Origin of the sequence: Clostridium sp. TF06-15AC, assembly GCF_003481165.1 — a bacterium.
GTDB classification, from domain to species: Bacteria; Bacillota; Clostridia; order Lachnospirales; family Lachnospiraceae; genus Otoolea; species Otoolea fessa.
This window is the reverse complement of record NZ_QUKS01000005.1, coordinates 181,853-207,856: the sequence shown is the minus strand read 5'-3', so window position 1 is coordinate 207,856 and position 26,004 is coordinate 181,853. Positions and strand designations below refer to the sequence as shown.

The window sequence follows — 26,004 nt, the reverse complement described above, 5'->3', positions numbered from 1 at the left end:
GGCGCTCTCTGTCTTTCCATGTGTGCCGCTCTCCTGTTCTGGCGTTTGGTTTTACCGTGCGGGCTGCTTTTCGCATTAAAAAGCAACTGAAAACCTGTTGACTGTCCACATACTTTCTGGCTGGTATGACCGCCGCTATTTTTCCACGGTATACAGATTGCAGCTATTAGCCTGCTGCCCTCTGCCGCAGGCTCGCCATGCCTGCTACACAATGTGCCGTGTGGGACTTGAACCCACGACTTGCCGCTTATGAGGCGGCTGCTCTAACCAACTGAACTAACGGCACTCGTGGCGGCTGCTGCCGCCTACTCATTAAATAAAAAGCCTTTTTCTATTAAAAACCTTATCCAGTCGCAGCCCGTTACGTCGTCCCGCTCAATGAATTTGTAAAAGCTCTCTGCGTCCTCTATTCCGTATTTCTTCAAAATGTTTCTTGCGTTCTTTACTGCTGGCGTAGTAAAAACATTCTCTGCGTAAAATGTAGCCTCTATAGTCCCGTAGCTGTTCTTTCCTGCTGGTGTTCTCATTTCCACTACGACTACATTCTTTTTGCTTTTTCTTCCTACGCCCTTTCTTATTACTACTGCCTCACTGAATAACCAGCCATTCCAGCCGCTACGCATAGGTGCAAACTGTGTGCGTGGCACTTCTACTAAGTCGCCTACCTGCAATTTATTAAAATCTACTTTTTTCATGTGTCTTACCTCTCTTTTGTTATTCTTGTTTATAACGCCTGCTGCCCTGCTGCCGCCGTGTAGGTTTTCAGTGTGGCGTTGCAACGTTTGAACTCCCTATAAATTGTGTCCCTATGCGTTCCCAGTGCCTCTGCAATATCGCTTACACTGCTGCCCTGCTTACTCATAGCCTCTATGGTCTGCCTGTCCTCGTAATGCAGACGCTTGTACTTTCGTTTCGCCATGTTCTATGCTCCTTTCCGTCCTCATTTGCTTTTATGGTAAAAAAATAAGCGTGTCAGAGTCTTTACGCTCTGCACGCTCTTCTTTTCTGCTGTTTTCTATAAAAAAAGAAAATCGGCAGAGGCTTTATAACCTCTTGTCGATTTTCATTCTAAAACTTATCTATTTTATTTAATATTTTTATTTCCATTTTTTCCTGCTTTTGATTCTTCTCGTTCAACTGCCAGAAATCATATATCTTGTCGAAGCCGCATTTCCTACAATGCCGTATCATTTCCCGTCAAAACGATACTTCCGACCGGTGGGATTTTCACCTCGATATAGCCGTCCTTTATCTCATGTTCAACCTGTCCGGCGTTGTAACCGTCCTCATAGGTCATCATTTCCCGGCGCAGGACCGCCCCGTCGCGCGCCCCGATCTGCCAGACCGGAATCTTGAGCGTCAGCCAGTCATCACCTGTATTGACCGCCGTCACGCCGCAGCACGCGCCGCCAGCTCTCTGAGCACTCTGAAAACGTCCATAGGCAATATAGCCATCTCCCGCCGCCAGCGCTTTCAAGGAACCATTTCTAAATGCCGGACAGCGTTTCCGGATGCCGCTCATGTATCGGTGGAACTCGATCAGCTCCAGGTTTTCCCCGCCCCACGGGTACGTCCGGCGGCTGTCCGGATCGGTCCATCCACAGACGCCCGCTTCGTCGCCGTAATAGATCGTCGGCGCGCCCGGCCAGGTCATCTGCATGACAACACCCTGGCGGAAAATGCCATAGCTGATGCCTTCCTCCGCTGCTTTTGCACCTGCCGACGCAAGACGGCCCACCCGGCGGTTTGTCCGCGTCATAAAGCGGGAGTGATCGTGGTTGGACAGCTCGTTCATCGCACACTGCACGGAAGCCGTCGGCATTTCACTCATATGGTAGCGCATCGCCTCAAAAAAGGCGCATCCATCCCCAAACAGCGTCGGATTTTCTTCGTCACTGTGCTTCTCCATCCCGGTCAGAAACCATGACAGCGGCTCCATAAACGCATCATAATTCATGACCGTATCCCACTGATCGCCCTTCAGCCAGTCATACGGGCTGCCGTAATGTTCCGCGATCATGACCGCCTCCGGATTTGCCTCCTTGACTGCCGCGCGGAAATCACGCCAGAACTGATGGTTCATCCCGGCGCTCCGCCCCAGATCTGCCGCCACATCCAGCCGCCAGCCATCTGCTCCAAACGGCGCCGACACCCATTTTTTCGCAATCCCCAGAATGTACTGGTACAATTCCGGCGATTCCTCGTAATTGAGCTTCGGAAGCGTCGCGTGTCCCCACCAGCCGTCGTAGCTGTCATTAAACGGCCAGGCATTTTCATTGTGGAACTGGAAAAAATAGCGATACGGGCTGTCCTCCGAGACATATGCCCCCTGCGGATAGCCGCCCGCGTGCTGGTACAGAAGTTCCGCATCCAGCCATTTATTGAAAGAACCACAATGGTTGAACACACCGTCCACCAGCACCCGGATTCCCCGCTTGTGTGCTTCCTCAATCAGGCGGGCAAAAAAGGCATCGCTCGCCTCCAGGTTCTGCTCATCCGCCGTCCGCGTCATATATTTATGTGCGCGGTCATTGTCCGTATCTTCCGGGCACACCAGCCCGTCTGCGTCCTCCAGAATCACTCCATAATGCGGATCGATATGGTCGTAGTCCTGACAGTCATACTTATGGTTCGACGGTGATACAAATACCGGATTTAAGTAGATTGCTTCTATCTTGAGACTCTTTAAATAATCAAGTTTATCTAAAACACCCTGCAGATCACCGCCGTAAAACCGTCCCACATCGAGTGTACTGATCGGTTCCTTCCAGTCCGTCACCCGGGTGACCGGCTTTTTCAGATAAATATATTCATTGGTTTCCGTATCGTTTGTAGGATCGCCGTTGCAGAACCGATCCACATAGATCTGATACATCAGCGCGCCCTTGCTCCACTCCGGCACATGAAATCCCGGAATCAGGCGGAACGGGTGCGCCGCCGCATCCTCTGTCAGCCCGATCCGGTTGTAAAGACAGACGTTCTCGCCCCAGGTTACCTGAAATACATACGAAAATGTTTTCGTTCCCAGAGTCAGCGCACAGCTGTAGTAATCAAAACGGCTGTCTGACTTGTCAGCCATACCGCTACCATCTATGCCTCGATTTGTATCTGCACCGTTCCCAACGCTGCCAGCACAGCACTCCCACGAAAGCCGTTTCATCTGCCACTCCTGCAAAAGCGCCCCGGTCTCCGGGTCATATTCCAGCAGTACAACCGCATCTGCTCCATTTTTCTCTGTTCTGAAATAAAATGTAACGACTTCACCCGCATCTGCCTCCGAAGGACAACGGTAATCCTCTGTCTCGTCACAAAATAGCGCGTCGCGATTGATCTGCTCCATCTGTTTCCCTTTCCAGCGGTTTCACCGCTTTCACAATCATGTTATTTTCTGCCCATATTTTACAGGATTTCCCAAAATTACACAAGTTATTTTCACACCCCTAATTTTAGGTAATAAAAAAGAATGTGCCTTGGCACATTCTCGCGCCGAGCGCGGTCGCTTGCGACATGTTTCTGCTTCGCGCGAGTGCGCATCCTCGCGGAGCGTTTTTTGTTTCATAGGACGTAATTTCCTATGAAATAAAAAAGGTCAGCGGGGTAGCTGACCTTTTTAGGAGAAGGTATTTCGTTTTATGGGGTGTAGCAAAAACTATATAATGTATTGGGGGGGTTACGTCTATTATAATAGCATAGGAGCGGAAATAAGTGTGCACAAACATCGTTTTATTTCGATTTCTTTTTTGTGCAAATCAACACTCTCTCCCGAAATGTCCAGCAAAATCCGCCTGAAATTTGCATAAAAGAAGGTGCCGCCGCTGCCATTTCCATCTATCCGATGGCTGTCCGGGATGTCTCCCGCACATTCTGGCAGCTGACTGGCACCTTTTTTCAGGCTTATTTGCAGACCTGTTTCATGCTTTGAACTTTTTATGCTTCTGTCACCGGAGTTTCAGCTTCCCCTGACGGCTTTTCTCCATCCTGGAACAGCGCTTCAAACTCAGCCTGACCGATCTTCTCTTTCTCCATCAGCAGGGCACAGCAGGAATGAAGGACATCCTCGTGATCGAGAATGATCTGTTTTGCCTTGGCATAGCATTCGTCGATGATGCGTTTTACCTCACTGTCGATCTCGCTCGCCACTTCCTCGCTGTAGGTTCTCGTATGCGCCAGGTCGCGGCCAATAAAGACCTCGTTGTTGTCTCCACCGTAGTTGATCATACCCAGTTTTTCTGACATACCGTACTCGGTTACCATCGCGCGCGCCATCGAGGTCGCCTGCTTGATATCCTGGGAGGCGCCGGTCGTAATGTCGTCAAAGATAATCTCCTCGGCGATTCGTCCGCCCAGCGAAACCATGATATTCTGAAGCATTCTGCCCTTCGTCATATGAAGCTCATCCTGCTCCGGAAGCGGCATCGTATAGCCTGCCGCACCGACACCGGTCGGAATGATCGAAACGGTGTGAACCGGTCCCACATCCGGGAGGACATGGAACAGAATCGCATGACCCGCCTCATGGTATGCGGTAATCTTCTTATCTTTCTCAGAAATCACCTTGCTGCGCTTTTCAGCACCGATTCCCACTTTAATAAAGGCTTTCTCAATATCCGTCTGGGTCAGGAACTTACGTCCTTCTTTTGCGGTATTGATCGCCGCCTCATTCATCAGATTTTCCAGATCGGCTCCGGTAAATCCAGCGGTCGTCTGCGCGATGCGGTGTAAATCCACATCCTCGCCCAGCGGTTTTTCCTTCGTATGAACGCCGAGAATCTCCTCGCGTCCCTTGACGTCCGGTCGTCCGACTGCCACCTTTCGGTCAAATCTGCCCGGCCGCAGAATCGCCGGGTCGAGAATATCCACGCGGTTCGTCGCCGCCATGACGATGATGCCCTCATTGACTCCGAAACCATCCATTTCAACCAGGAGCTGGTTGAGCGTCTGCTCTCGCTCGTCGTGACCGCCGCCCATGCCGGTACCACGCTGTCTGGCAACCGCATCGATCTCATCGATAAAGACAATACACGGGGCATTTTTCTTGGCTTCCTCAAACAAGTCGCGGACACGGGATGCGCCGACACCGACAAACATTTCAACAAAATCCGAACCGGAAATCGAGAAGAACGGGACACCCGCCTCGCCCGCTACGGCCTTAGCAAGCAAGGTTTTACCAGTTCCTGGAGGTCCGACTAGGATCACGCCTTTCGGGATGCGCGCCCCGACACCGGTGTATTTCTGCGGGTTTTTCAGGAAATCTACGATCTCCTCCAGTTCCTCTTTCTCCTCTTCCAGACCGGCAACCTTGGTAAAGTTGACCTTGCTGGTCGATACCATCCGGGCACGGCTGCGTCCAAAATTCATCATCTTGGCATTTGCCCCGCCGCCGGAACGGGAATTGATAAACATAAACAGGAAGATCAGGACGCCTGCGGACAAAGCGATCGGCAGGATCACCGTCATAAAATAGCTGTCCTGGCGGACGCTGGTGGTCGTGTACGGAACCCCCGCCTTGCGCAGCGCCATCTCTACTTCCTTCACATCCAGCACATTGAACTCCTCCCGGTCGTCGGAGGTTGTCTCAAAAATAACCTCACCGGTCGGCACCTCGCGGTTCGGGCGGATCTGTGCACTCTCTACGGTCTTATTTTCCAGATATACCATGAACTCCGGATAGCTTAATTCCCGCTCCGTCGCCATTCCAGGGACTTTCAACGAGAAAAACATGATAACGAGCAGCATGAGGATCAGAAGCCCCACGCCTCCCATCGACTGACGTTGTTTCAACTGGCTTCCTCCTTATACTTCCACAACACCGATGTACGGCAGGTTGCGGTATTTCTGATCATAATCCAGGCCGTAACCTACGACAAACTCATCCGGGATTGTAAAGCAGGTATATTTAACCTGAACCTGTTTTTTCACGCGGCGCTCCGGCTTGTCAAGCAGGGTGCACAGCTCGATATTTTTCGGATTTCTCTGTTTTAATACCTCGATCAGATATGCCAGGGTGCGTCCGGAATCGATGATGTCCTCCACGATGATGACATTCTTGCCCTCCAGCGGCTCGTCCAGATCCTTGATAATCTTTACCACACCGCTTGACTTGGTGTCGGAACCGTAGCTGGATACAGACATGAAATCCAGGGAAACCGGAATAGTCAGGCGTTTTGCCAGTTCGCAGGTAAAAAATACGCCGCCCTTTAAGATACAGATCAGGTGGACTTCCTTTCCCTCATAATCTTTGTTGATCTGTGCTGCCACTTCACTGATCTTCTTGTTTACTTCTTCTTCCGTTAATAATACACGAATCTTATCAGCCACTGCTTTTTCCTCCGTTAAATTCCACCTCAAGGATGGTTTTTGTCTGTTCTGTTATCTTATAATATGCGCTGATCCGGTGCCCCACTATCCACAGGATATGTTTTTCTTCCGCCAGAAGCCAGATTTGCTCCCGCTCCTGTCTCGGAATTTTCTCATCAATCATCCAGGATTTCAGTGTTTTCCGACCACCGGACGGCAGTGTCAGGTAGTCCCCCGGCTGCCGGTGTCTCAGCGATAAGGTACCTTTTATTTTATCATAGTCAAACCATTTCGTATACTGGTTTTTCGGAAATTCATCCCCATTTTCACAGGGGAAAATATGCATCTGCAAAAGATTCTCATCCTGGCTGCCCGGAAGCAAAACCTCTTTTCTTTCCCCTGGATGACTAAGCGAGCGCACTTCAAGAAATCCATATACATTCACCGCCCGGAACCCATGCGGCAGCGAAATACTCTTTCCGGTTCCCTGATGCAGAAGTTCCCGCACCGCCTGCACATGCGTCTCCGTCACGTCCCGGAGCGGCATTTTGCTCTTTAAAAACAACCGCCGCACAATATAGCCCTGCACAATCTCCGCCTGTTCTGCCAGCGCTCCTGCATCCGCCTTTCCGTCCGGTGCATGCTTTTGAAGCCATTCCTCTGCCACCTCTTCCAGATAGGCATCTGCCTGCCGGATGCGTCTGCCCGCCTGGTCGATATGACGGACTGCCTGTACATTCAGGCGCTCTTCTACCGCCGGAAGCAGTTCATTCCGAAGCCAGTTGCGGCTGTATTCACTCTCCCGGTTCGTCGAGTCCTCGACCCAGTCCTGTCCCTGCTGCAAAAGCCATGCCTGAATCTCACTCCGCTGCGCCCAGAGAAGAGGACGGATGATGCGCCCCCGCACCGGAGCAATGCCGGAAAGCCCGGTCAGACCGCTTCCGCGGAACAGGTTAAAAAGAACCGTTTCCGCATTATCATCCGCATGGTGGGCGGTGGCGATGTGAACCCGGGCGGCTGCCGCCTCTTTTTCCCCCGCATTCTCCGATGTCAAATCCGGACACATCTCTTTCTCCCACGCAAGCGCCGTCTCCTCATACAGGCGGTACCGCGCCTGCCGTCCCGCCTCCTCGATGGAACATTTCCGGTCAAGCGCCTCTTTTGCCGCATCGATACGGAACTCATAAAAAGGAATTTCCAGCCGTTCACACAGCATCCGTGAAAATGCCGCATCTCTATCCGCCTCCGCGCCGCGCAGCCCGTGATGGACATGGAGCGCCCGCAGGGAAATCTGAAACGTCTCCCGCAGCTTCCAGAGCACCAGCAAAAGACCGACGGAATCCGCTCCCCCGGATAAACCGACCAGAACGCCATCCCCCGGCCTGGTCATATGATTTTGTTTCATATAAATTACTGTTTGTTTCTGCATTCTTTTATATTTCTTTTTATCCCTCTTAAAAATAAATCCACTCGTAACTGTTCAGTACCTTCACAGTATAACGGATCTCTCCTTATTTCTCAACCTGCCAGATTCTACGTTACTGTTCACGCATACGTGCCCAGTAACGGAATTTGCCGTGGCTTCGCATTTAAATACGGCAAATTCCTGCTGCCACCACGTTTTCTTACGGCACTTTCGGTTCCAAAAGTGCCTACCCGTAAACAGTAACTACCCACGTTCCAGCACCGTCCCGACCAACACTGTGCAGTCATCCACCACACCCCCGTCCGAAAGCCCGGACGCAAACGCCAGGATCTGTTCTGCCAGTTCCTGCGGGTTGCCGCCGGAAAGGTTTGATACAAATTCCATGAACGTCTCTTCCTTGTGTTCCCCCGGCATCGCTTCGAGAATACCGTCGCTTATCATAATGATTTTTTCGCCGTCCCACATTTTCCGCGACATCAGAACCGGCTCCGCGTTCTGTACGATTCCCATCGGCAGCCCGCCTGCTTCCAGAAACTCAACACCCTCACGCCCCAGAATAAAGGTCGGCACCGCGCCCAGCTTCATCGCTTCCAGCACACCTGTCCCCAGATCGATACAACATAGATCGATTGTTGCCGGATTCTGCTCCGTACCCGCCAGCAGAAGCACCGTATTTACCAATTTGAGCGCCGATCGCGCCGAAAATCCCGTCTCCAGCAGGCGCTGGGTCAGCTCAATGACCTTCTCGCTGTCCTCGCTGGCGCTTCTGCCGCTTCCCATGCCGTCCGACAGGCTCATAATCACCTGCCCCGGAAGCCCGGTCTGCACCGTGCACGTGTCGCCTGAAATCGGTTCTCCCTCCCTGGGGCTGCACGCCATGCCGTACACCATCCGGTATTTACCTTCTTCCACAAAACGGAAGGTCGCCGCATTGCGGGTGATCAGGCTTTTGCTGTCTTTCGCCACACTCCAGTGGCTTCCGGCGATCGCGCGTCCCAGAAGTTCCGCCACATCCCGCGCCGTCATGCATCGCCCGTTGACGCTGCGCAGTGTGAGAAACGCCTCCTTCTGCTGATTTTCATATTGAAGCACCAGCATGTTGTCCACACGCAGATGGTTTCTGCGGAGTATCCCTGAAAGCACCTCCTCCCAGGATGCCGTCACATCCGCCGCCTGTTCCATCTGGTTGGAAAATTCCTCCAGAATCGCCGCCAGCTCCCGGAACTGGACGATTACCGCGTCCCGGCTTTCCAGAAAACGGTTTTTCCACCCCAGATTCATCGTCGCCCGCCCGAGACTCCGGTTCAATTCCCGCAAATACGCCTCTCTCTGGGAACAGATCTCATGAAACAGGCGAGGCATGTCCTCCAGGTCGATTTTCCCTTTCTGCTCGAACGTCCGAAGCAGATAATAGAGATAATAACTGTCGTCCCGGCGGCTGCCATAATACAGGTTGCACCGTGTACAATCGCCGCATACCGCCGACGCCGCCGTCTGCATTGCCGCCAGCCCGTCCTCCTTCGTCAGATGCCCCTGCCCGCCGATCTCATCCGCAAACGCCTGCGCCAGACCGCCCAGCGACAGTGCCATGCTCTTTAAACGTCTTGCCGTGTAGACGTTGACATCAGCCATATCTCTATGTAAAGTTCTCCGTTTAAGCACAAAAAATCCCTCCTAACCTGTATAACGCCATTATATACAGGCTGGAGAGAAATATTTGTCAAACGGACAGAGCAAAACCAGGGAAAACTTCGACATTTTCCGACCTATCTATGAACACTGCTCCCCCGTGTGCCATACTCCAGGCATTCTATGATGTGCTGCAAGTCTAATTCGGATTCGACGGCTTGAGCAGGATCTCATTGCGGTTTACAAGCCCCAGCTTCTCCTTCGCTACCTTCTCGATATACTGCTTGGTCTGCACGTATACGCGGTATTCCTCAAGCTGTTTGGCACGTTCTTCTTCTTTCGCAACCTGCGCCTCCAGATTTTCCTCACGAATTGAATAACTCCTATCCTTTTCCTTGAGATCGATGCCCTTGATGTGCACGGCAACCGCCAGACTCAGCACTACCATCGTAACGCCCACAAGCGCCATCCGGTTGTTTAAATTATCCTTTTTCTTTTTCCGCACATTTCCACCCGGTCTGCCTTCCGACATCTGTCTACGCATTCTCATCTCACTTCCTTTCCATGTTTTCTGCCTGTCCCCTTGTTGTACGTTTCTTTCCGGTCTTCTGGCTTTTTTTGCCTCTTCTTTTCATTTTAATCCATCCGCTGCATTTTTTCAATACCGCAAACAAAAGACGGCTGCCCGTCCGGTCATAAAACACCATGCCGCCGAGCACGCCCGCCACCGCATAGCCGCGCAAGACTCCGTCATTCTGCCCGAACAAAAGCCGGAACGTCGCAAAGCTGGCAAAAAGCCAATACGCCGCATCCTCCATGCCTGTCCAAAATGAGCCGTGCCGTACCAGCCACCGGAAGATCCTAAGCCCGTCATACATCATCATCAGCGCGATTCCCGTACACACACTGCCGCCAAGCAGCCATATTTCCCCTCTCACCGTCCCGTTCATCCGCCACCACCTAACGGAACAGCCGTCCAAAGAACGACTCCTGCGATTTCCGGTGGGACTCGTTGCAGGAATACGAAAAGCTTTCAAACTCGCCCTCAATATCCACTTCGCCCTTTTCCAACGTCAGACGGCTCACATGCAGCGCCTTCCCACGCACCGTCAGAAGCCCCATGTTTGTATCGAGAATCATCTGGTTCTCATCAAATGACACCACATCCTGGATCCCCGTCACACTCCCCTTTTCCCGGTTCAGAAGCTCCAGCTTGTGAGGTCTGGCATCCAATTTTTCTTCCATGCAAAAAACCTCCCAATTTATCTAACTTATAGCCTATAGCTGCCTATTGTTAAATATATTGGGAGGTTTTCAGGTTTATGAATGATTATCTGGCCGGTTCCCAGACACCGTCTGCATTTACATAATAGCCGTCCGGTGTCCACTCAGCCATATAAAGGGAGCCGTATGGACGCCCTGCGCCCTCCATGTAAACCCAGGTTTTTAATGCTTCATCATACGCCCAGGTCGGCTGCGGTGCATACGGATTTAAGTATACATAGCCTAAATCCGGAATCAGCTGCCACTCCGTCAGCATCTCTCCCGTTACCGGATCCAGATAATACCATCTGCCGTCCTGCGGATCCAGATACCAGCCCGTCCGCATGCCTGTGTTTTCATCCACATAGTACCATTTGCCTGCGCTGTAATCATAGACCCAGCCCGTCCGGATATATCCGTCGGCTCCAAATGCCCACCATGCGCCCCGGAGCTGTTTCCACACAACCTGTTCAACCTGCCTGCCGGTCGCCGGATCCAGAACCAGGCTTCCGGACAGATACGTGCCATTTGACAGGCGGTAGCGCCATCCGGCACTCTCTTTTACCCATGTGCTGGTACTTCTGTCGCGGCCGGAAGTGGCCGTTCCCTGCGGATTGCCTGGGGTGGACGGGGTCGGATTCGATGGATCCGGTTTCGTCGGATCGGACGGGTCAGACGATGCTTTCTTTGTCTGGACCGCGACCGCCTCGCTGGCTGCGGATGCCGTCGTATTGACACCTTCTTTGAGTCTCACATAGAAATTGTAAGTCGTTTCCGGTGTCAGCCCGGTAAATAGCGGTGAATCCTGCCATTCTCCCTGATCCACGCAGTATTCCAGTTCGTATCCCGCCGGAATCGCGGTTCCATCCACAAATGCAGACGTTGCTTTCAGGGTCACGCTGGTGTCTGTCCACGCTGCTGCCTGCGGTGCTTTCGGGGTCTTCGTTGCTATCTTCTTGATCGTCAGTTGCACCGTAATCGGATCACTCATATAACTTACGTTGCTGTCCGGGATCTTAATCTTACAGGAATACGTTCCCGCATTGGTCGGCGGTGTCGTGCTGGAATAAACGGTTCCGTTCACACCTTTATAGTACACCTCATACTGACCCAGAAACTGTTCCGAAAGATCCTGTCCACCTATCGTTGCCTGAATTCCATCCCCCACAGACTTCGGCGTTCCATCGTAATCAACCTCTTTATCCGTACCATTCAGTGTAACCTTATCTTTGTCCCCAAAATACACATGTGTCTCAACATCCTGCGCCGGCATCTTAAAGGAAGCCGTCCATTTGCCGTCGGATTCGGTAAATTTCGGCGGGTAAATAACTACAAGTAAACCACCGCTGTATGTAAGGCAAGCATTCTTGTTCGGATTCTCCTTCATCCGTCTGACACCTTCATCTGTCAAGGTCGCCGTTACCTGCTTCCCGGCGTTTGCTGTAGTCTTGTCCAGCGTATAATAAGAACTGCTTTCCGGCTTCTTCGTAATTGAAAATACTGCACTTGGATCATCCTTAACCTCGATATCCACAGCCACCATGCCCGGTCCATCTAAGTATACATAGAGAGTCGGGAGACCGGTTGTATCATCTGTTTCAATGCAATAATCGCCGTTGTTATTAAGATCTGCTTTCCTATTTACCTTTTTCGGTGTAACTGAATCTTTCTTATAGAGCGACATTGACTTTATCTTAAATTCTTTAAACAGCTTGCCGTTGATAATCTTTGTTACTTTCAGAGAACCAATATGGTCGCCTCCACTCCACTCTTCGGTTTCAAAGGCTGCCGTTGTTCCCCAAGTACCCCATTCCTGTCCTACGAACCAGGTATACTGGTACGCGTTCATATTTTCCGCATAGGAAACCTGTACGGAGGCATCTGAACATGGCATCGTAAAGCAATACACCGTCGGATTCTCCAGATTGCAAATTGTCGCATTCACTTTTGAATTATTCTCACCGGTAATCGTTACTTCGCTTACGACATCTTTCGGATCCAGACCCGTAAATGCAAGGTACACTTTTTCTCCGGCTTTCCGTGAAAATGTAAATGTACCAGTTTCACTACCTATCGTAGAAATCGGATTTGTTTCCTTTTTTGCATCATCCAGGGATGCATACGCTTTCACAACTGCATTCAGGGAGTTTATCGTATTCTCCCGTCCTACTGTAACTGTGTGCTCCGCCGTATCAACTGTCAGCTGGCATTCTGCCTGCTTGGAAGGATCCGCCTTGCTGATGGCTGTGATTATATAGGTTCCATTTGCCACATCCGCAGCGGTTACCAAGCCGTCCTCTACCTTGACTGCCGGATCACTGCTTTTCCACGTCACTTCTCTGGACGCTCCGTTTGCCACATCGACGGTTGCAGTAAGCTGGACGCTTCCTCTTGGGTAAATCGTCTCATTGGTCTTATCCAGCGTAATTCCGGTAACCGAAGGTGTCAGATCCAGCGTCAGATCCGGACGTAAAGTCTGGTTTTTCAGAATCGGGAAGGCATACTCGCCGGTTGAATCCATCATCCAGGTAGAATCAAAATCCCAGCCCAGCCCCTTATAAAATGCCGGATTTTTCAGATCTGCCGCCGCTGCGTCCGCTCCATATAGCTTATCTGCCCCCATCATATCCGGTTCCGGGGTCAAAATCATTCCATCTGATTTTCTCGCAACTGTGCCGGCAAAGCCGTAGTTGTTCTGGTAACTTCCCGTTCTTCCACCAATCCGGTTGAGCGATCGCATCTCCGGGAAAATGCTGACACAGGAGGAAATCGAACCGTTGCTGGAAATGCCCGCCACGGATGCGCCAGTGGGATTTTTTGTCAGCGTTTCGCCTGCCGCGTAGCTGTGGGAGATCGTTACGTTGCCGCTTCCTACCAGTCCGCCGATATAATATCCCTTATCAACGTCCATATCCACAACTGCATAGCTGTTGTCAATGGTTGTAGTTCCACCGGTCCAACCGACCAAACCACCTGCAAATCCCTTGTCGGTGGTTCCTTTGATTTTAGCATCTGCATAGCAGGACTTAATATTTACCGAATAATTCGAATACTCCCTTACGTTTCCAATCAAACCTCCTGCCGATTCAATCTTATTTGTTCCATCTGCAGTTTCGATTGTTCCACTGACGTAACAATTTTCTACTGTCAGAGAACCATATACATCACCAACCAGGATGCCAACTCTCGCTTTATCGCCGGAAGCCTTAACCACCGCATTTTCTATGGTCAGATTCTTAATTTCACAATTCGAAGAAATTGCTCGAAACAATCCCACATAAGCATCGCCGACTACATTCAAGCCTTGAATCGTATGTCCGCATCCATCAAATTCAGCTCCGGCCTGATTAATCGGGGCAAAGTCGTGACCGCCCATATCAATATCGCACATCAGTTTCGCTTTCCAGTTTGAACTGTTCGTATCTCGGAAATACGCAAGCTCTGCCCCTGTACTAATTTGATAATAACCATTTTCATCTTTGGCCGGTTCCACAACCGCCTGTCCATCCCACTGATCCTGCACCCATACCGCCTTAAATGTCACATTTCCTTCCGGCATTGTATAACTTGCACCGCTGGCATATGTCTTAGTTTCGTCACTCCAGCCTCCAAAATTCATGCCGTATACCTTAAAGGTATTCTCCGGAAGCGTAATCACGGTTCCGGCTGCGGCATTTTCCAGTGTCGGCGCCTCTCCCTGTGAATCCTTACGTCCAGACGTAAAGGTAATTGCATACTTCGCCGCGATTGGAAGATTTATTTCGATTGTATCTGTTTCTGTTGACGCGCTATCAGCGGTATAGCTCAAAACAATCGTTCCCGTGATACTTCCGTTTTGTCCCGGATCTGTTTCGTCTGTTGCCGGTGTTAGCTTAAAACCTTTTTCATCGGACCACTTCGCCTGAATTTTGTTATTTGTGATAACAATCTGTACAACCTGCAAAATTTCCTCTGATGTCGTCTCATTTGTCACTGTCTTCGCCTGCAGCGCTGCCGCTACCGCTTTTTTGACATCCGCTAATGTCTGCTCGGAAAATTCATAGGTTCCACTCTTCTCTTCCTCGCTGTCATCATAGGTTGAACCATCGCCCGTTGCTTGGACTCCAAACGTATAGGTTCCGCTATCTGCAATCTGGGAGGTAAAATCGTAACTGGCTGCATCCGCCCCAAGTGTTACCCCAGCCCCCAGTGATGAACCATTCTTATAGAGCTGTACTTTATAACCCGACGCATTCTCAACCGGACTCCAGACGGCTTTTCCTTTTACTGTCTCATCCCATTTGACATCCGCAGGCGCTGCAAGCTGAACAAGATTCACCTCTTTTGTCAGCGTGATTGAGCCAATCAAGCTTCCCTTATAATGGACATAAAGCTGTTTTTCATTTATACTGCCAAGAGCCAGCGATTTAGCAAATCGAATCTTTATCCCCCATCCATTTTCTGTTTTTTCCACTCCAGAAATTGTAACTTCGCCATACTCCATTCCATCTTCCTCGGATGAAAGGGTAAAATCTTTCGGCTGCAAACTATCTGTTCCTGCATATATAAGTTTAATTTCCCCTTCTGCTGTGGCACTTTCCGCATCGGTTGTCTGGAAAGTTCCTGTCACAGTTTGTCTCGCAGGCATGGAAACCGGGTTGGCTTCCAAGGTGAAATCAAGGTTTCTTGGAATTGTAACACTATCTGTCCACGTCAGATATCCGGTCTTTTTGATTGTTACCGTATAAATTCCGTTTGCGAGTTCAATCTCAAAATCACCATCTGCATTGGTTGTGGTACTTTTTTCACTATTCCCCTTCTTAAAGATAATCTCCGCACCATCAAGTCCTGTTTCTCCAGAGCTTACAGTTCCTGTTACCATATTGATTGCCTGGAGGTAATCTGGTAAATCATCACCTGAAAATATCACATCACCATTTGTTGTTTCCAGCGAAGGGAACTGATCTGCTTCAATTTTCCAGCTTGAATTTGAGTCATTTCCCCAGCCGATCTTGTTTTCCCAGAAATTGGTTGTTAAAAGTTCTGCTTTCGTGACACCTTCGCCATGGTGCTCTGTATGTTTGTTAGCAAAATTTCCATTATATCCGCCTGCCATATTTTGATAAGCATAATTTTGATTTCCTGATACATAAACGGTTGAATCTCCACTATAGCCAAAAATTCTATCTACATAACTACTAAGGTTTTTTGTGGAAACTGTTTTCTGTAATGCTACACTTTTTTCGATTATAACATTTACATTTCTTCCGCCAACTAAGCCACCGCAGCCACTATTACACTCTGTTGAAACACTTCCCATTGCCATGCAATTTTCAATGTTTAATATATTTTTTGCTGAAACCAATCCAACCAAACCACCAGCCAATGAATTTTGAGAATCTGAGCCTGTACTCTTAACATCCGCATTAACAACACAATTCTTTACCGTCAACGTGCTACTTGAAGGAACCTGTCCAATTAGTCCACCCGCTGCGTAGTTTCCTGTATTAAGAATCCCCGCATCATCATCGCCATTGTCCTTGGCACCTTCAACATAACAATTTTCAATGATGGCTGTACCTGCTGTCGTTCTAGCAATCGCGCCTACATGTTTGAAATTTTTCGCCTCTTTAATTTTCACATTCGATAAAACTAAATTTTTTACCGTTCCTTTCACACTGCTAAACAACGGCTGTGAAATTCCACTCAAAGTATAGCCATCACCGTCTAAGCAAGTTGTTAATGTTCTTTCCTCCCACGGGTCAACTTCGCTAAGATCAATATTATTCCCCAATTTAATATATTTATTTACATTAGAATTGTACTGACCACTTCCATTATACTGATTTTTATTTCCTTTACCCATGACGATAGACCACTGATCTGCCGTCGTAATCACATACGGATCTTCCAATGTACCGCTTCCCGTGATTCCTTCATCCGCATACAGCGCAATCCCCGCGTCTCCCACCTGCACATGGATCTCCGGCAAATCAGTGTCTTCCGGTATCTCTTCGCTTTCCGGAATCACCGGAATATAGGTATAGATCGCCCCATTGTATTCTTCATTGGCTTTATCGTAGCCCTCCCAGGTCTTTTCTTCAGTTTCTTCTGGTTCGCCGTCCTCATCGAAGCGGTCAAAATAGTCCTCCGGTGCCAGTCCGCCCTGAAATTCGGAATAGTCGCTGTTTTCCTCATCCAGTTTCCACGTGATACCCGACAAAGTCCGCTCGGTGGTTTCTTCTCCCATCGTCTCACGCACGGTGAGAGTCTCCGGGAACTGGATGTCGGATTCTTTGCTTCCAAGCGGGAGAATCTGATCGGTGATCGATTCTTCCAACGGTGCAAATTCCAGCGTCGTTTTCGCCTGCTCTTCTTCCAGGACCGTGATCTGGATCACTGGAAGTTCGTCCTCATCTACCTCATAATTGCTGCTTTTCAACTCTGCACGGAACAGGTAGATACCCGGATTTTCTCCATCATAACGGGATGCCTGGCTCTCTTCTGCATCCAGAACCCAGCGCACCTTTACTTTTCGCCAGAAACCTTCCTTTTCGTCAATCTCTTCCTCGGTCTTCTCATCCGTCTTGACATCTTCCCTCGGTTCATCCGTTTTTCCGTTCGAAGAACTGCCCTCTTCATTCAAATCTGCATTTCCACCTGAAGAACCAGAATCTGTCTTACCGGAATCGTCTTTCTCATCGGATTCACCGTTCCCCGGATTTGCATTTTCATCCTGAGAGTCCCCATTTTCCGCCGAATTTCCATCTTTCCCAGAATCTCCCTGTTCACCTGAACCGGATTCCGCTTTCTCTAAGCCCTCTCCACCTTCGCTTTTGTCTTTGCTATTCTCTCCGGCATCTTTTCCTTCGGTATCTTTTCCTTCAGTATCTTCTTTTTCTCCATTCTCTTCACCGTCCGTCTTTTCCAGCACGGCATCATCATTTGTGCGGTTGGCAAACGCAGCTACATTCTCATCGCTCCCTGCGTCAGGCACATCTTCATTTTGCCCCCCCCGCTGACAAAAACGTCTATGCTGTCCGGCATCTCCAGATCCTGATACCGGGTTCCATAGGGAACTTTCTGATACAGAACCTGTTCCGATAAACTCTCGATCTCCCTGATCTGATAAAAATTCGTGTTCGCATAAACTCTAGGCACAGAGCCATATGAACTGCACGTTATCACTACCACCATTCCTGCTGCCAGGATTCTTCTTTTTCTCCTTCTCATACGCTTTTTCCTCTCATTCTCGAAATGTTGATTATCCGTCATAAAGTGTGTATACACAAATGAGTCGTCACTATATTTATATTATAATAATCAACTCTTACAAATTCAAGACAGAATCTGTTCTTTTAAGCGCATAAAGAAAAACGAGACGACCGAAGTCGTCTCGTAAAAGTCTAACTTTGAGGGGACACCTCAATTCTCTTGACTTCTTTTTTTATTTCCGTTCTTTATATGATTATTTCTCCAGGTTCTCCGGGGTTCTGCACCATGTTAGGAGCATTTCTTTTAAAAATTCCAGTTCCTGCGTGTGGTCTGCCTTGTGATCGTCCGCCCACACAATTCCCTGTGCATAGCGCTCAGCCACCGCCAGCATCGCAATCGCAACGCTTGTAAATAACTGCTGCTCCGGGATATCGGTCCGGATGCTTTTATCGCTCCTCGCCTGCTCATAGAACTTATGATACAGCGCTCCTGCCGGCTTCAAAACATCCAGATGTTCAGCCAGCGCTTCCTCCTTGATTTTCTCCCGGGAGATAAAGTTTTTATAGTTATTACTGAACCGGAGTATTTCCGGGCGTTCCCGGTAAATCCGGATGATCTGGTCCGTATAAAACTCAATGTACTGATACGCCGTGAATGATTCAAATATCTCCGATCCCTTTTCTTCCAGAATCTCCTTCCAGAGATCGCCCCAGATTTTTCCGCTGATCGCTATCACAAGCTTGACCTTCGTCTGATAATAGTTATATAGGGTCGCAACGCCCACTTCCGCAGCGTCCGCCACTCTTTGTAAGCTGACATTCTCGATCCCATATTGCGAAAACAGCCTGAATCCAGCTTCCATCAGCTGTTCTTTCCGGCGCATCGCCTCTTTTTCATCCCGCTCTATATTTCTTGGCATTTCGTCCTCCGCGCCTTTTACTGACGTCTCTTGGATTTTTACAGGTATTCAAACATTTCTTTGGCATCTTCCTTGCGGATGGTCTCCTGTACGCTTGTAATGCGGACCTTCACCGATTTATTGCCGAAGGCAATTTCAATCACATCCTCAACCTTAACCTCTGCACTGGCTCTTGCCACTTTATCATTCAGCATCACTCGTCCGCTGTCACACGCTTCATTGGCTACGGTTCTTCTCTTGATGATGCGGGACACTTTCAAATACTTATCTAGCCTCATATTTTTCCTTTCCATACCCCCTTGCAGGGCACTTTCATATCCTGGCGGAATCCCTTCGCTCCTATAATACTAAAGCCCTCCATGATATTTCATCACGAAGGGCTGTCTGTCACACATATATGTCTGAGATAATTATGCGTTTACCATATCCTTTAATGCTTTACCAGCTTTGAACTTCGGAGTCTTGGAAGCTGCGATCGGCATGGTCTCGCCGGTCTTCGGGTTTCTTCCCTCTCTAGCTGCTCTCTCAGCTACCTCAAAAGTACCAAAGCCAACCAGCTGAATCTTTCCGCCCTTAACCAGTTCCTCGGATACTGCATCTGTGAAAGCCTTGATTGCCTTCTCTGCGTCTTTCTTGGAAAGCTCTGCTTTCTCAGCTACAACTGCGATTAATTCTGTCTTGTTCATCGTATATTCCTCCTAGCTTATATCTTTGCACATGAATCCTCTTAGTTTTCTTCGTACATGCCCGCAAATCTTACTTTACATTTATATACATTTCTCCTTGCTTTGTCAAGGTTTTTTGCACTTTTCCTCACATTCCGAACCGACAATCGTTACGACTCGCAAATAGGAATTTTCTAAACTGAAAATTCCGTACGATGCCGTTTAGGCAGCAGATTATTCCGATTTTAAATGCGAAGCATCGCCAAAATCATAGTGTGAAGCACACGCAAGCACTTCACACTGTGATTTTTTGGTGAAAACCCGTGTAGTATCTGTGAAATCCCTTGTGCTTTTATCTCATTTCCGATCATATTTTCTATCGTTTTTGCATGCTTTTCTCCGTCTTTCAGAATATCGTTTTTACAGGCTTTCGTCAACCTTTTCATTACAGTTACACTGTCTTCTTTACTTGCCTGAATCCCATTCTTATGGTAAGATCAAATAATGTATATCCGGCCTATTACGGCAAACATATAGAAAGGCTGAAAATTATTATGAAAAAGCAAAAACTATCTTCCCTTCTGCCTATCGCTGTATTTCTGATCTTTTATCTGGGGCTAGGAATCTGGTCAGAATATATCATGAAGATCCCGATGGGCTTTTACAACATTCCGATTGTTGTCGCATTTATGCTTGCGATCCTGACGGCCTGTTTCCAGAACCGTTCTCTTTCCTTTGACCGGAAACTGGAGCTGATGGGGCAAGGCATCGGAGATAAGAACATCATCACCATGCTTCTCATCTTCCTGACAGCCGGAACCTTTGTCGGTGTCGTAGGACGAAGCAGTGCTGAAAGCGTTGCTTATCTGATGCTGTCTCTTATCCCGGCCCGTTTTTCCGTTGCTGTTCTCTTTGTGGTAGCGTGCTTTGTCTCTACCTCCATGGGAACCTCCGTTGGAACCATCACCCTGATCGTTCCGATTGCCACTGCCGTATCTGAGACCTCTGGTTTCTCTCTGGCCCTTTGCGTCGCATCTGTCATCGGCGGTGCCATGTTTGGAGATAATCTCTCTTTCATCTCCGATACAACCATCGCAGCCTGCAACGGTCAGGGATGTGCTATGAAGGATAAATTCCGTGAGAACTTCGGCATCGCACTTCCGGCTGCCATCGCTTCCCTGGCACTTATCCTGGTCGTTTCCTTCCATCAGGATCCGGGAACTGCCATCATAAAACCATACAACCTGATTCAGCTGATCCCCTATCTTCTGGTATTAGCAGGCGGCATTGCCGGTATTCAGGTATTTGTCGTTCTGTTAGTCGGAATCGTATCCGGTGCCATCATTATGCTGGGCTCCGGCCAGACTACTCCCTGGGAAATGCTTACCAACATGGGTTCCGGCACTTCCGGCATGTTTGAGACCAGTATGGTTGCCATCTTAGTTGCAGCTATGTGTGCACTAATCCGTGAAAACGGTGGCTTCGACGTTCTTCTTAACGTTATTCATCGCATCTTCCGTGGAAAACGCGGCGGTCAGTTTGGTGTCGGCCTTTTAGTTACCCTGCTGGATATCGCAACTGCCAATAACACAGTAGCTATCGTTATGGCCAACCCTATTGCAAAGGAAATTTCTGAAGATTATGGCATCAGTGCCAGAAAGACAGCCTCCCTTCTGGATACCTTTTCCTGTATCTCCCAGGGAATCCTGCCTTACGGTGCTCAGATGCTGGTAGCATTATCGGCGGTTCATGAGCTGGGCTATGAACTGTCTGCCTTTGAGGTCATGCCGCTTCTGTTCTATCCAAGCATGCTGTTTATCAGTTCTTTAATCTGTATCTTTCTGCTTCCAGAGCGCGGAGACCGTGTCAAAGCAAAAAAATAACAGCGGAACCCTTTCCACTGCACACATAAACGCATTGAGGCATAAAGAAGAGCTGTCCGACTTTCTCGTCATCAGACAGCTCTTTTATAAAATATCTCGAAGTTTCACTATATAACCTCTCTTTCTTAATTTTAACAAAAAAGGGGGCGTGTTCACAATTTATTTACTCATGCGTTTGTCGTGCGCCTTGCTGTGTTTTTTCTGTGAAAAATCATGGAGTATCTATGAACTTCCTTGCGCTTTCGTCTGTTTTTCGATATATCTGTTATATCAAATACCAGTTTTTATCAAATACAGGACTATCAAAAACAGGATCGATGGACAACCGCCCAGGAGTTTTATCTCTCTTTACGTTTTCCATCGATCCCGTCTTCTTTTTTCTCTCATCGCCTGTTTCCAGGCAGATTTATCTCATTTATCTTTTTTTATCCTTCCATCTGACGTCCCAGAAATCCAGCTGCCGTCGCCGCCAGCTTCATCTCCGCCCCTCCAAGCGCCTGCTTTGCCTCCCGGCTGAGGAGAATCACCGCCCCGATCGCATCGCCCTCGCTCAAAATCGGCACAATCACCTCGGCGCTGCTCTCCTCCACCTCATCCGAGGTAATCGGGATAAATGCTTTTTCTCCCCGCGCCGCACAGATATTCTGACGTTCGGAAACTGCCAGCTCCAGCGCCCGGCTGATCGTCTTCTGGTAATATTCCTTCTTTGGTCCCCCGGATACCGCAATGATCTGATCCCGGTCCGCGATGCAGACCATCAGCCCCGTGGACTGCGCCATCGCCTCCGCGTACTGCACGGCAAATGCCGCCAGCTCCACCATCGGTGAATATTTTTTCAATATAATCTCGCCCTCGCGGTCCGTGAATATCTCAAGCGGCGTCCCTTCCCGAAGGCGCAGCGTCCGGCGTATCTCTTTCGGGATGACAACGCGACCCAGATCATCGATTCTTCTCACAATTCCTGTAGCTTTCATGATTCTTCCTCCTGCATACCACGTTTGCCATATCGTGTGTCTTATGGGTAGTATGTGGAAATGCAGGCGGATTATACATCTGAAATGGTTCGTCCCAATTTTGGAACTGAAAATTTTTGCGTTTTTTATTCCTGCCGTTTCTTCGGATTCGGATTGATCGCCACACCGCGGTTGATGTCGCCCTGTAAATTCTTGCCGAACTGGTAATCATTACCCGGAAGAATCACATTGAGCAGAACGCCCGCAATCGCTGCGATCGCAAGACCTGTCAGGGTAACCGAGGTTCCTGCCGCCTCAAAGGTCAGACCGTCGGAGAATCCCAGCCCGCAGACCAGAATTACCGCAGCGATTACCAGGTTCCGGGATTTGGTTAAATCCACCTGGTTTTCGACCACGTTGCGGACACCGATCGCGGAGATCATACCGTATAGCATAAAACTAACGCCGCCGATGATGGCAGACGGCATCGAACCGATGACCTCTGCCATCTTCGGAATAAAGCTCAGAATCACAGCAAAGACAGCTGCAATCCGGATGACACGCGGGTCATGGACACGGCTTAATTCCAGAACGCCCGTATTTTCGCCGTAAGTCGTATTGGCAGGACCGCCAACGAGTGCCGACAGAGATGTTGCGATACCATCGCCGACCAGCGTCCGGTGCAGTCCCGGATCCGCAAGGAAATTTTCTCCGACCGTCGCGGAGATCGCCGACATATCGCCGATATGTTCCATCATCGTCGCAAGCGCGATCGGCGCCATTACCATGACCGCCGTCGGGTCAAATTTGCACAGCTGGAACGGAGGAAGTCCGACCCAGGAAGCCGTCGCTACCTCTGAGAAATTCAGGATCGCACTTCCGTCCGGGTTTGTCATTCCCATCATCTGGAAGACTGCTGCCGCTGCATAGGAGATCACAACGCCCATCAGAATCGGAATGATCTTGAACATTCCCTTGCCCCAGATATTAAAAACGATGATGGTTCCCAGCGCGATCAACGCAATCAGCCAGTTTGTCGATGCGTTGGCGATCGCGGACGGCGCCAGTGAAAGACCGATACAGATAATGATCGGACCTGTCACAACCGGCGGCAGATAGTGCATGACGCGCTCCACGCCTGCCAGCTTGATGATCAGCGCCAGAATCAGGTACAGCGCACCCGCTACCACGATACCGCCGCAGGCATATGGCAATTTCTCGCCCATCGTCATATCTGCAAAAATACCGCTGTCCAAGTTTGCCACCGTCGCAAATCCACCGAGGAATGCGAACGAGGAACCGAGGAACGCCGGAACTTTTAACTTAGAGCAGGCATGGAAAAACAGTGTTCCCAGACCCGCGCACATCAGCGTTACCTGAATTGAAAGTCCCTCTCCCTCAAAATAGGTATTGACCAGAATCGGCACCAGGATCGTCGCGCCGAACATCGCGAACATATGCTGCAAACCTAAAAGCAGCATCTTCGGCAGACCCAGTGTTCTGGCGTCTTTAATGACCATGTCGTTTTCATTCATTTTAAATAGATACCTCCAGCAATTCCCTACATTTTATAATGTACATAATTTTCATTTTCCAGAATATCCTTTTTGACTTCATTCGTCAACCTTTCTGCCGCGCTTGCTTCGATTTTCTGTAAACAAAACAAAGGATGTGCCTTTTTGTGTAATGGGGAATTCCAAGGAATTTCCTATTGCACAAAAAAAGAGCTGTCCGACTTTCTCGTCATCAGACAGCTCTTTTATGAAATATCCCGAAGTTTCACTATATAACCTCTCTTCCTTTTATATTTTGTTTTAAATGTGCTATGGACCTCTTCCTTTCATATGAATCTCCTCCTTTGATTACATGTATCTATGTAAACTCTTTTAGAGATTGTATGATGATGGATTCCATCAATACCGATTTTTATCTTTTTATTTATTTGATAAATTCGGTTTTTTAAATCATGATCATGTTTTTTAGTAACTAACTATCCCATTGGACTGTCCTCCTTGTTCCTTATTTCGTCCTAGAAACTATGGTAACCGTTTGTTGGGGTTATCTCTGTTTCTTTTGATGGTTTTATTTTACTAGATAATTTCCATTTTGTCAAGTATTATTTCTAATTATTTTTCATATTTTTCTTTATTTATCTGATTATATTTTTGTAATTGTTGTGTATTTCTGTTTTATTTATTCTGTTTCTAACTATTATTGCGCTTTGCGATCGCAATTTCTTGTATTTCTTGTTTTATAGGACGCAATTTCCTGTAAAATGAAGAAAGTCCCATGAACAAATCATGTGCCTTGACACATCCGGGCTTCTCGCACGGCCGCTTGCGGCATGTTTCTTCTTCGCGTGAGTACGCATCCCGCAGAGCGTTTTGTCATAGGACGAAGCTTCCTATGACAAAAAAGAACCACCCCAAAAGAATATGCCGATACCGAACTACCTCTTCTGGAAATGGTTCTATTTTCTTCTATCTTCCCTAGTGGAACTGGAACACGATTCCGGCCACAGCCGCCACCACGATATAGAGGATCGGGTGCTTTTTCCATTTAACTAAGCCGTACCAGATCGCAAGCGACAGTACGATCGCTTTCCAGTTGATGATGGAAAACAGCTCGGAAAACGCCAGGCTGCCATCCTCGCCGACATGGAGGAACGCTATCTTTGCCACGCCGATACCGGCTGCCGCAATCAGGGCGGTAGATGCCGCGCGCAGACCATAGAGGGCATTCTGTACGATCGAAGAGGATTTAAACTTATCGAGAATCTTCGAGATAATCACAATGATGATGACCGACGGAAGCACCAGTGAGAGTGGCGCTGCCAGTCCGCCGAGAATCCCCTTAATATGGAAGCCGACGTAGGTCGCCATATTGACTCCCATCGGTCCCGGTGTGGACTCGGAGACAGCGATCATGTTGGAAATATCATTAAAGGTATACCATCCCGTCTCCTTGGAAATATTGTAAAGGAACGGGAGGGTCGCCAGTCCGCCTCCAATCGCAAACAGTCCGCAGCAGAAGAAGCGGAAGCATAATTCAAGTATCAGCATCATTTCTTCTCCCCCTTTCCGCCCTTCAGTACAATCCCGATCGCACCCGCCACGACAACAAGAAGCGCCGGGGAAACCGATGTAAACAGTGACAGTACAAACACAACCGCCGCAATCGCGATCGCTCCTTTATCAACCAGCGATTTCTTCGCCAGCTTGACAACCGCACTGCCGATCAGCACACAAACGCAGGCGCGGATGCCTGCAAAGGCGCTGCTCACAAAGCTAAGTTCAATAAAGTTAGAAATAAATGCCGCAATAATCATAATGATGACAAGCGACGGCGCAATGACTCCCAGTGTCGCCGCAATCGCCCCTGGAATTCCCCGATTCTTATAACCGACAAACGTCGCCGTGTTGACCGCGATGATACCCGGTGTACACTGACCAATCGCGTAGTAATCCATCAATTCTTCATCCGTCGCCCAATGGCGTCCATTGACTACCTCTTTCTGCAGCATCGGCAGCATCGCATATCCGCCGCCGAAGGTAAACCCTCCGATTCTGGCAAACGTCAAAAACATATCCAGCAGTTCTTTCATTTCTGCCCACTCCCTTCCGTATTATCCCTACACTTTTATTTCTCTGGAATTTCCAGTATATACCTGCTTATGTATCATACCAGAATTCAAGGAGTCTGAAAAATACCATTCGGATATAGAATATATATCGGAAAGATATAGTTCGCCTGTTATTCTATCGGATTTTGTTAT

General features: G+C 48.9%; 20 protein-coding genes and 1 tRNA gene. 1 reads left to right on the top strand and 20 read right to left on the bottom strand.

All coding sequences use genetic code 11. From position 1 onward, the window contains the following. Nucleotides 1–212: 212 nt before the first annotated feature. The 16 genes from DXC57_RS11495 to DXC57_RS11420 form a co-directional block, all read right to left on the bottom strand. Nucleotides 213–286, bottom strand: a tRNA-Ile gene (locus DXC57_RS11495). Nucleotides 287–305: 19 nt separating this feature from the next. Then, nucleotides 306–695: a hypothetical protein gene (locus DXC57_RS11490; RefSeq protein WP_118652700.1), complete on the bottom strand. Its 390-nt coding sequence runs from the start codon at nucleotides 693–695 to the stop codon at nucleotides 306–308. A 29-nt stretch (nucleotides 696–724) separates the two neighbouring features. Continuing rightward, on the bottom strand, nucleotides 725–919 hold the full coding sequence (locus DXC57_RS11485; RefSeq protein WP_002591239.1) for a helix-turn-helix domain-containing protein: 195 nt from the start codon (nucleotides 917–919) through the stop codon (nucleotides 725–727). 255 nt (nucleotides 920–1,174) lie between these two features. Further along, entirely contained in the window at nucleotides 1,175–3,340 is a 2,166-nt protein-coding gene (locus DXC57_RS11480; RefSeq protein WP_118652698.1) for a glycoside hydrolase family 13 protein, read from the bottom strand. Nucleotides 3,341–3,927: 587 nt separating this feature from the next. Next, nucleotides 3,928–5,736 (bottom strand): ATP-dependent zinc metalloprotease FtsH, encoded by a 1,809-nt coding sequence (ftsH, locus tag DXC57_RS11475; protein ID WP_347502051.1) that lies wholly within the window; start codon nucleotides 5,734–5,736, stop codon nucleotides 3,928–3,930. A 57-nt stretch (nucleotides 5,737–5,793) separates the two neighbouring features. After that, entirely contained in the window at nucleotides 5,794–6,318 is a 525-nt protein-coding gene (gene hpt, locus DXC57_RS11470; protein WP_022360393.1) for a hypoxanthine phosphoribosyltransferase, read from the bottom strand. Continuing rightward, entirely contained in the window at nucleotides 6,311–7,702 is a 1,392-nt protein-coding gene (gene tilS / locus DXC57_RS11465) for a tRNA lysidine(34) synthetase TilS (protein ID WP_243101468.1), read from the bottom strand. Before tilS ends, hpt begins: the two co-directional genes overlap by 8 nt. A gap of 264 nt (nucleotides 7,703–7,966) precedes the next feature. Further along, on the bottom strand, nucleotides 7,967–9,385 hold the full coding sequence (locus DXC57_RS11460; protein ID WP_118652694.1) for a SpoIIE family protein phosphatase: 1,419 nt from the start codon (nucleotides 9,383–9,385) through the stop codon (nucleotides 7,967–7,969). 166 nt (nucleotides 9,386–9,551) lie between these two features. After that, entirely contained in the window at nucleotides 9,552–9,896 is a 345-nt protein-coding gene (locus tag DXC57_RS11455; RefSeq protein ID WP_181986250.1) for a septum formation initiator, read from the bottom strand. A 7-nt stretch (nucleotides 9,897–9,903) separates the two neighbouring features. After that, nucleotides 9,904–10,302: a spore cortex biosynthesis protein YabQ gene (yabQ, locus tag DXC57_RS11450; protein WP_118652692.1), complete on the bottom strand. Its 399-nt coding sequence runs from the start codon at nucleotides 10,300–10,302 to the stop codon at nucleotides 9,904–9,906. Nucleotides 10,303–10,312: 10 nt separating this feature from the next. Next, complete coding sequence (gene yabP / locus DXC57_RS11445; protein ID WP_022360387.1) at nucleotides 10,313–10,597, bottom strand: sporulation protein YabP; 285 nt, start codon at nucleotides 10,595–10,597, stop codon at nucleotides 10,313–10,315. An 85-nt stretch (nucleotides 10,598–10,682) separates the two neighbouring features. Continuing rightward, nucleotides 10,683–17,591 (bottom strand): carboxypeptidase regulatory-like domain-containing protein, encoded by a 6,909-nt coding sequence (locus tag DXC57_RS11440; protein WP_118652690.1) that lies wholly within the window; start codon nucleotides 17,589–17,591, stop codon nucleotides 10,683–10,685. Beyond that, on the bottom strand, nucleotides 17,561–17,827 hold the full coding sequence (locus DXC57_RS11435; RefSeq protein WP_118652688.1) for a hypothetical protein: 267 nt from the start codon (nucleotides 17,825–17,827) through the stop codon (nucleotides 17,561–17,563). Before DXC57_RS11435 ends, DXC57_RS11440 begins: the two co-directional genes overlap by 31 nt. A gap of 235 nt (nucleotides 17,828–18,062) precedes the next feature. Continuing rightward, nucleotides 18,063–18,728, bottom strand: a complete 666-nt coding sequence (locus tag DXC57_RS11430; RefSeq protein WP_118652686.1) for a TetR/AcrR family transcriptional regulator — start codon at nucleotides 18,726–18,728, stop codon at nucleotides 18,063–18,065. A 38-nt stretch (nucleotides 18,729–18,766) separates the two neighbouring features. After that, nucleotides 18,767–19,006: an RNA-binding S4 domain-containing protein gene (locus DXC57_RS11425; protein WP_118652770.1), complete on the bottom strand. Its 240-nt coding sequence runs from the start codon at nucleotides 19,004–19,006 to the stop codon at nucleotides 18,767–18,769. Nucleotides 19,007–19,138: 132 nt separating this feature from the next. Next, nucleotides 19,139–19,414, bottom strand: coding sequence for an HU family DNA-binding protein (locus tag DXC57_RS11420; protein ID WP_022360642.1), 276 nt, complete (start codon nucleotides 19,412–19,414; stop codon nucleotides 19,139–19,141). Nucleotides 19,415–19,947: 533 nt separating this feature from the next. On the opposite strand from DXC57_RS11420, the gene DXC57_RS11415 reads away from it, so the two are divergent. Continuing rightward, nucleotides 19,948–21,276 carry a Na+/H+ antiporter NhaC family protein gene (locus tag DXC57_RS11415; RefSeq protein ID WP_347502032.1) on the top strand — a complete coding sequence of 443 codons (1,329 nt, stop codon included), beginning with the start codon at nucleotides 19,948–19,950 and terminating at the stop codon, nucleotides 21,274–21,276. Between the two features lie 425 nt (nucleotides 21,277–21,701). Here DXC57_RS11415 and spoVT read toward each other — a convergent pair whose 3' ends face one another. From spoVT to DXC57_RS11395, 4 genes are all read right to left on the bottom strand, one after another. Further along, entirely contained in the window at nucleotides 21,702–22,250 is a 549-nt protein-coding gene (spoVT, locus tag DXC57_RS11410) for a stage V sporulation protein T (protein ID WP_107001695.1), read from the bottom strand. 125 nt (nucleotides 22,251–22,375) lie between these two features. Beyond that, entirely contained in the window at nucleotides 22,376–23,764 is a 1,389-nt protein-coding gene (locus DXC57_RS11405) for a uracil-xanthine permease family protein (protein WP_118523026.1), read from the bottom strand. A gap of 954 nt (nucleotides 23,765–24,718) precedes the next feature. Further along, nucleotides 24,719–25,294, bottom strand: a complete 576-nt coding sequence (locus DXC57_RS11400) for a chromate transporter (protein ID WP_242995794.1) — start codon at nucleotides 25,292–25,294, stop codon at nucleotides 24,719–24,721. Continuing rightward, nucleotides 25,291–25,833 (bottom strand): chromate transporter, encoded by a 543-nt coding sequence (locus DXC57_RS11395; RefSeq protein WP_118469435.1) that lies wholly within the window; start codon nucleotides 25,831–25,833, stop codon nucleotides 25,291–25,293. Before DXC57_RS11395 ends, DXC57_RS11400 begins: the two co-directional genes overlap by 4 nt. Nucleotides 25,834–26,004: the final 171 nt, after the last annotated feature.